Origin of the sequence: Acidovorax sp. BoFeN1, assembly GCF_003345135.1 — a bacterium.
Taxonomy (GTDB): Bacteria; Pseudomonadota; Gammaproteobacteria; order Burkholderiales; family Burkholderiaceae_C; genus Acidovorax; species Acidovorax defluvii.
Window position 1 is genome coordinate 36,549 of record NZ_QOZT01000026.1, and the last position, 6,649, is coordinate 43,197.

The 6,649-nt window shown below is 65.5% G+C and carries 6 protein-coding genes; all 6 read right to left on the bottom strand.

From position 1 onward, the window contains the following. Positions 1-4 precede the first annotated feature (4 nt). The gene (locus DTW89_RS19905) at positions 5-586 is read right to left on the bottom strand and encodes a TonB-dependent receptor domain-containing protein (protein ID WP_269089838.1); all 582 of its coding nucleotides are present in this window, start codon (positions 584-586) and stop codon (positions 5-7) included. Continuing rightward, a complete protein-coding gene (locus DTW89_RS08385; protein ID WP_269089839.1) occupies positions 483-1,949 on the bottom strand; it encodes a TonB-dependent receptor plug domain-containing protein in 1,467 nt (488 codons plus the stop codon). Before DTW89_RS08385 ends, DTW89_RS19905 begins: the two co-directional genes overlap by 104 nt. A gap of 463 nt (positions 1,950-2,412) precedes the next feature. Then, positions 2,413-2,994, bottom strand: a complete 582-nt coding sequence (locus DTW89_RS08390) for an NnrU family protein (protein WP_114655610.1) — start codon at positions 2,992-2,994, stop codon at positions 2,413-2,415. A 152-nt stretch (positions 2,995-3,146) separates the two neighbouring features. Then, positions 3,147-3,764 (bottom strand): 3'-5' exonuclease, encoded by a 618-nt coding sequence (locus DTW89_RS08395; RefSeq protein WP_114655611.1) that lies wholly within the window; start codon positions 3,762-3,764, stop codon positions 3,147-3,149. Between the two features lie 103 nt (positions 3,765-3,867). Then, a complete protein-coding gene (locus DTW89_RS08400; RefSeq protein WP_086910857.1) occupies positions 3,868-4,227 on the bottom strand; it encodes a zinc ribbon domain-containing protein YjdM in 360 nt (119 codons plus the stop codon). Positions 4,228-4,289: 62 nt separating this feature from the next. After that, positions 4,290-6,464, bottom strand: a complete 2,175-nt coding sequence (dinG, locus tag DTW89_RS08405; protein ID WP_114655612.1) for an ATP-dependent DNA helicase DinG — start codon at positions 6,462-6,464, stop codon at positions 4,290-4,292. Positions 6,465-6,649 lie beyond the last annotated feature (185 nt).

Genomic DNA, 6,649 nt, shown 5'->3' on the forward strand with positions numbered 1-6,649 from the left:
GCTCTCAAAACGCGTAGGTCAGTTTTACGCGGTAGGTCCGGCCGTCCTGCGCAATGGAGTCCTCGCGGATCTCGTACGAGGCGGGGTCTGCGTTGCGGCGGTTGAACAGGTTGTACACACCCACCGACACATCCACATCCGCAATGCGTGCGGAATAGGTGAGGTTGGTGCGAATGTTGGCTGGCAGGCGTGCGTGTTGCAAGGTTCGGCGCGAGCCGACGCCGATCACCTCGACCGCGTAGCGGCCCGATTGCCAGCCCAACCCGGCAGGGGACCGCACAGAGTCCGACCACTGCAGCTTGAGCAAATGCTCGGGAGAGTATGTCAGCCCGGTGTCTGCCACGGTGTCGCGCAGCTTTTGCCTGCCATAGACTGCGCGCACGCGCGCGCCACCGTCCAGGCGGTGATCTACCGCGGCCTCCAGGCCCTGCATATGCACCCGGCCTGCGTTGGTGAAGGTGTACCGGTCTGGCTGGTGGGTGTTACCCAGGGAAATCAGGTTGGTCACGTTGGACCGGAACACCGTCAGCAGCATGCGGCTTGCGCCCGTGGGGGCGTGTTCCAGCGCCAGCTCGGTGGTGCGCACACGCTGCGGATCGCAGGGCGACCGTGTCCACCACGCCACCGGGGGTGTCAACGCGGTAGTCACGCTCGTAGGCGTTGGGGGGGCGGTAGGCGGTGCCATGCAGCACCTTGATGGCGGTGGTGGGGTTCCACCAGTACACCAGGCCCAGCCGAGGGTTCACAGAGCCCTTGCTGCCCGACTGCCGCCCCCAGCGCAGACCGGCGTGCAGCGTGAGATCGGGGCGAAGCGCAAACTCGTCCTGAACAAAAATGCCCAGGGCATCGCCGGTGCGGCGGGCGTCCAGGTTGTCTGTCCGTGGCTTCAGATCGAAATTGAGCTGATCGATGCGCGTGTCACGCCGGTAGTCCACGCCCCACGAGAGCTTGTGGCGTGCCAGTGCCGTGCTGACCCATTGCCACTCGGTTGCCCACCACTGCCCGGTTCCCACATCGCGGTTCACCGTGAGGGGCGGGTAGTCGTAGACATAGTCGCCCTCGTATTGGTAGCGCCCCGCATGGACCCGGCCGGTCAACGCCAGGGACGGCCGCACCTGGGTGGTGTATTCGGCCGCCAAGCGCGTGGTGGTGTCGGTCAGCCGTGAGCGCGGGTCGTTGAACACCTGGGAGTAGGCCGCCGTGGGCATGCCTTTGTTGCGCTCGCCATGCGCCAACGTCAATGTCAGACCGTTCTGGTGCATCCGGGCAAACAGCTGGGTGCTGCGATCAAAATCCAGCCCCTGGGCCACGCCGTTGTGGGTCGATGGCGTGTCGTAAGAGGGGTAATACTGGTCTGCCCCACGCGTGGTGGCGCGTGTCACGGCAATCAGCCAGTCGCCCCCGTGGGCGTCAACCGTTCCCAGCGAAAACCGCAGCTTGGCGCTGCCGTGGCTGCCGGCCTCGGCGCTCACCTGCGGCCCGGCCAGCTGGCGGCCGTTGCGCGTGATGACATTGATGACGCCAAAGAACGCATTGGCGCCATACACCGCCGACCCGGGCCCGGGCACAAACTCCACCCGGTCCACCAGATCCAGGTCGATCGGAAAATCCGTGCCGATGGTCGCCTGATCGTAGAGGTTGTCGTTGAATCGCACCCCGTTGACCAGCAGCAGCACGCGGGTGTTGTAGTCGCCCGGTGTGGCAAACCCCCGGGTGCCCAGGTAGTGGTTAGTGCGGTCGTACGACACATGCAGCCCGCGCATGCTGCCCAGCACCTCGGAAAGGTTGCGGTAGCCAAAAAGCCGTATGTCGTCGGCGGTGACCACGCTCACGGTGGCGGGCGCTTCGAGGGCCGTTTGCGCATACCGGCTGGCCGTGGTGACCTGCAGCTGCATGAGCTGCTCCAGCGGCAAGTCGGCCATGTCGGCTTGCGCATGGGCGTGGGTCATCCAGACGCAGAGCAGCCAAAGCGCTGTTTGTCGTGGCCACTGTGGCGGGACGTCGGAACCTTGTTTCATTGGGGGTGGCACTGGCTGGAGTGGCTGGCGGGCGCTGGTTCAGGCCACCGTTGGCCGGCGGCAGATTGTGTGAATTGTTACGATAAATTTACAAATTGTATCTAATTGGCTGAAAAAACCAAAACATGAATTGTTAATGGACGTTTGTTCAACCCGGCAAATGGACCCATTCAGGAATCATTGGCCGCGACACGGCGCAGCTCTGCCTCACGGACCTGGGCGTCGCGCCGGTGTTGGGTTGTGTGGGATTTCATTGGTCCGGGCAACCGCCCCGGCGTGCCACCGCACGGGGCGACTGGTGCACACCTGCAGGTAGGGCCGTCTCCGCTCAGGCGTGGAGCGGCAAGCCCCTGCTGGCGCAGCAAATGGTGCTGCGCCTGACTGTCTTGCTGCCTTAACGTCCCAGCGGCGCCACGCCGATCAGCCAGACATGCGCCCAGAACGCAAAGCCTGCCCACGCGGCCGTTCCCACCACCACGGCAATGCCCGTGCCTGCCGCCGTGGCGGGCGCGTACACCGAGTTTTGCGCACGGTCGCGCTGGCGCGCAGCGCGAAAGTCGAGCACTGCCCACAGCAGGAAAGCGCCAAACAGCACCACATCGGCCAGGTTGCCGTTGGAGATCAGGTGCGCCAGCGCCCACACCTTCACGCTCAGCACCATGGGGTGGTGCAGCCGGGCCTTGAACACGTTGCGCGGCACATAGGCGGCGGCCAGCAGCACAAAGGCGATCAGCGTGAGCAGTGAAGCCGCATGGCGCATGCCCACGGGTGGATTCCACAGCACCACGGGCTGCTGGCGCGCCAGGCCGTAGCCCCAGACCACCAGCACCAGGCCCACCACCGAAGCCACCGAGTACAGCCCCTTCCAGGCGCCCTCACCCAGGCGGGCCCGCATCTGCGTGCGCCAGCCATCGGCCACGATGCGCACCGAATGCACGCCCAGAAACAGCACCAAACCAAGAATGAGATACGGCATGAAAGTCCTTTTGTGGGGAAAGATGGCGCGATTATGGGCAAGGGCGGTGGAAACTCCGCTTTAAGAGCCAAAAAGACATGTAGCCCTTAACGGATAAGCGCTAACAGCTATCAAAATAATAGTAAATGAGCCCAGCGCCGGGGCATGGGGGCTCATTCGCTGGCCGTATGTTGCGCCAGCAGCTTGCCCACCGCGGGCCGGGCGCAGCGCTGCAGCGCCATCAACAGGGAATGGTCGGGCTGGGCCACGCGCCATTGCGTGCGCAGGTCGTGCTGCATGCGCGCCAGCAGGGCGGCGGCCATTTCGGCATCGGCCAGCGCCCGGTGGGCCTGGCCCGTGCGCGGCAGGCCGTGGTAATCGACCAGCACACCCAGCTTGTGGCTGGGCGCCTGCGGGTACAGCCGGCGCGACAGCAGCACCGTGCAGGCAAAGGGCTGCGGCGCGGGCACTCCGGCCAGTGCCAGCTCGGCCTGCCAGAACTTGCTGTCAAACGACGCGTTGTGCGCCACCATGGGCGCGTTGCCCACAAAGCGCGCGGCCTGTGCCATTACCTCGGCTGCAGCGGGCGCGGCGTTCACCATGGCATTGGTGATGCCGGTGAGCTGGGTGATGAAGGGTGGAATCCACGCGCCGGTTTTCATCAGGCTCTGGAACCGGTCCACCACCACCCCGCCCTCCAGCAGCACGATGGCCACCTCGGTGGCGCGCGCACCCTGGCCGGGCGAGATGCCGGTGGTTTCAAAGTCGATGACGGCGATGGGGTGGGACATGCTGCAGCGCAGGTACGGTGGACGGGTAGTCGGCGCTGATATCAAGTGTTTTTGGCCTGTAGCGCTTATGCAACATGCGCTAGCAGCTATCAAAAACAAAGCATCAGGCCTTCTTCAGAAACTCCGATTTGAGCAGCATGCTGCCCAGGTCGGTCTTGCAGTCCACGTTGTGGCCATCTGCACCATCGACCAGGCGGATGCTCTTGATCTTGGTGCCCTTTTTCAGGGTGGAGGACGAGCCCTTGACCTTGAGATCTTTCACCAGAATCACCGCGTCGCCGTCGGCCAGGGGGTTGCCATTGGCGTCACGCACCACGCCGTCGCCTGCTTCTGCCGCATCGGTTTCGGCGGCATCGGCCACCTGCGGCCATTCAAATGCGCAGTCGGGGCACACGTAGTTGCTGCCATCGGGGTAGGTGTTTTCCTGGCCGCATTGGGGGCAGGCGGGAATGGTGTGGGGCATGGTGGTTCCTCTCTATGGTTTGTTGTTGTGGTTGGAAATATGGCGTGGGAAGTGTCGCCCAATCACAGCGGAGCCCGTTGCTCCAGCGCAAACGGCGGCAGCCCTTTGAGCAGCCGCTGCCCATAGCTGGTGCGCGTCAGGCGCTTGTCGTAGCAGTACACATGCGCCTGGTCTTCCTCGGTGCGGATGGCGCGGCCCACCCATTGCGCCAGGCGGATGGCGGTAGCGGGCACCACCAGTTCGCTGAACGGGTCGCGGCCCACGGCGCGAAGCCATTCGGCGCGGGCTTCGCCCACCGGGTCGTCGGGCGGTGCAAAGGGTAGCTTGGTAATGAACACCGATTCGCACAGCCGCCCGGGCAAATCCAGCCCTTCGCCAAACGACTGCATGCCAAAGATGACCGAGGGCTCACCGCCCTCCACCCGCTCGCGGTGCCGCTTGAGCAGCTGCGCGCGCGGCAGCGCGTTTTGCACCAGCACCACGCTGCGCATGGCGGTGGGCAGCGCATCCACGGCCTGGCGCATCTGTTCGCGTGAGGTGAAAAGTACCAGCGCGCCGTATTCCACGCGCGCAATGTCGTGCAACAGGGCATCGACCATCTCGGCGGTGAACTGCGCGGCGTTCTTGGGGTCGGCGCGCGTTTCGGCGGCAATCAGTGTGCCCTGCGCGGCGTAGTTGAAGGGGCTGGCCACCTCCAGCGTGGTGGCGGCCTCGTCACCGTGCAGGCCGGCTTCGCGCAAAAAGAAATCGAAATTGCCGCAGCTGGTGAGCGTGGCCGATGTCAGCACCGCGCCGCGCACCGCGCTCCACAGGTGGTTGCGCAGCGTGGTGCCGGGCAAGATGGGGCTGGCGTGCGCCTTCACCACGATGAAGTCGCCATCCATCTCCAGCGTGAACCACTTGGCGGCGGGCACAAAGCTGCGGTCGGCGCCCTCGGGGGCATCCTGCAGCAGCAGTTGCGCGGTGGCGTGCAGCTCTTCCAGGCGCGGCGCCAGCATGCCGATCTGTGCATACAGCGTGGACAGGCGCTTGGCCTCGTCGGGCTTGTCGCGCATCTCGGCGCGCAGGGCTTTGCTGATGGCGCGCAGCGCTTCCAGAAAACCATCGGCACTGGCGGCCAGCAGGCCCAGCGGGGCAATCAGGGGCTCGGGCAGTTCGCCGCGCGGCACGCGCACGCGCGCGGGGCCCCAGGTGTCCTTCAGGCTTTTGAGGTGGTCGCCATACACGTCCATCACGATGCGCGCCAGGTCCTGCAGCGTTTGCCGCAGCTGGGCCGCATGGCGCGGGATGTCGGCAATCTCTTCCACCTCCAGCAGCGCGCCAATGCGCAGGCCCCGGCTGGAGAGCCGCTCGATCCAGGTGATGCGCGACAAATCCATGCTGCACGCAAACTGGGCAAGCGCGGTGGCGGGCAAGTGGTGGGCTTCGTCCAGCACCAGGAGGCAATTGTCCAGCTCGGGCAGCACGCGCGCGCCCAGCGACGACAGCAGCAAATCGTGGTTGGCCACGATCACCTGCGCACCCACCAGCTCCTTGCGCTTGTCGTAATAGGTGCACTGGCTGAAGGCCGGGCAGTGCTTGCCCGTGCACGATGCACCTTCGGCAGCCACGGGGCTCCACACCTCGGGCTCAGGCGGGGTGTCCAGGCTGTCGCGGTCGCCGTCCCAGGCGCCCTTCGATAGCGTCTGCGCCATGGTCGAATAAAACTGCATGCGCGCCTCGGTCTCCTGGTGAGATCGTTTGCGGCGGGCGTTGGCGGCCTCTTCGGGAAACAGGTCGTCATCGTCCTCGCCGTGCGCCTCGCCCGTGCCGGCCAGCCGGTCAAGCTTGAGCTTGCACACATAGCGCCCACGCCCCTTGGCCAGCGCAAACTTGAACGGCTGCGGCATGCGCGCGGCCAGCGCCGGCAGGTCTTTGTTGACCAGCTGCTCCTGCAGCGCCACCGTGGCGGTCGAGATCAGCACCCGCGTGCCCCGTGCCAGCGCCAGCGCAATGGCGGGCGCGCAATACGCCAGCGACTTGCCCACCCCCGTGCCCGCCTGGATCACGGCAATGGAGCGCGTAGGCGCGGCCTCGCCGCCCTCTTCATCCACCTTGCCCAGCGTGGCCGTGCTGAAGGTGCGCGCCACCTGCTCGGCCATCAGCCGCTGCCCGGCGCGGCTGCGAAACCCCTCGGTGGCCTGCACCACCGCATCAAACGACTGCAGGGCCGCCTGGGCCCACTCTGTAGAAGACATAACCACCTGTTGTAAGGGCAAGAGTGTGGCACGGGTCAAGCGGCAGGCCCTGCCCAAAGTCTCCATCCCCCGGCGGCCGCATGGCATGTGGGCCTACACGCCTGCATTGCGGGCGTTTCTACGATGGCCAGGTTGGCAATCCTGTCATCCACTTCAAGGAGACCCCCATGCCCCCAACCGACACC